This window comes from Streptomyces sp. NPDC002690, assembly GCF_053592415.1.
The window spans coordinates 1-1,073 of the sequence record NZ_JBSFVR010000766.1; the positions used below are offsets into that span (position 1 = coordinate 1).

Here is a 1,073-nt window from a genome sequence, read left to right on the forward strand (position 1 = left end):
CGGCGGCCACGACCTCGAAGTCGTACGCCTCCAGCAGCCGGACCAGCCCGTCGCGGAGCAGGAAGAGGTCTTCGGCTAGGACAACGCGCAAGGGACCCCAGCCGAGGTACTCGCGCTGGTACCGCGTGTAGCGGGCGGGGCCGGTGGTCAGCTCCTCCCGCACCTCGGGGGCCAGCTCGTCGCCGGGGTTGGCGTCGAGCCAGCGGCGGAGGTTGAGCCACTGGGCCGCCTGGTAGCGGTCCCAGCTGTCCTGGGAGGCCAGGACCATCTCGACCACGTCGTAGCCGAGACGGCCGAACCGCTCGACCAGCTCCGGCAGCGGCAGGAAGTCGTCCCTGCCGCCGGCGAGGCAGGCTCGGGCGGTCTCCTCGTCCGGGACCTCCTTGAGCCAGTACGGTTCGCCGATCAGCATCAGGCCGCCCGGCCGCAGGCTGCGTTCCAACAGCTCCACGGTGCCGGCCACGCCGCCGCCGATCCAGGTCGCGCCGACACACGCCGCGACGTCGACCGGCTCGTCACTGACATGACCACAGGCGTCGTCGTGGACGAAGCGGACCCGGTCGGCGACGCCCAGCTCGGCGGCGCGAGCGCGTGCCTGCCCGGTGAACACCGTGCTGATGTCCACCCCCGTGCCGGTGACGCCGTGGTCCCGGGCCCAGGTGCAGAGCATTTCTCCCGACCCACTGGCCAGGTCGAGCACCGTGGTCCCGGGGGGCAGGTGCAGGGCCTGGCCCAGGGCGGCGAGCTTGCCCGGGGTGAACGGGTTGTGGATGCGGTGGCTACTCTCGCTGATGGTGAAGACGCGTGGAAGATCCACGGGATGTGTCCTTCGTGTTCGACGGGTTCGGGGCATCGGGGGAGAACGGCCGACCGGAGTCTGCCGTCGCTGCTCGGACCGTCATCGGGCACACCTCATCGCATACGTACGGATCATCGACCCGGACACGCTAGATCCCCCGTACCGGCGGCGCCACCGGATTTCCGCCGCCCAGCCGCCCCGCCACCCAGCTGCCCCGCCGGCCGCCCCGTCCGAGCCCCGGTACGCGCGGGAAAGCCCCGGCACCACGTGGTGC

Annotated in this window: 1 pseudogene; it reads right to left on the reverse strand. The window is 71.9% G+C overall.

Annotated elements, in window-relative coordinates:
* Positions 1-94: 94 nt before the first annotated feature.
* Positions 95-817: pseudogene (locus ACWD3D_RS37385) on the reverse strand (SAM-dependent methyltransferase); the annotation flags it as partial.
* Positions 818-1,073 lie beyond the last annotated feature (256 nt).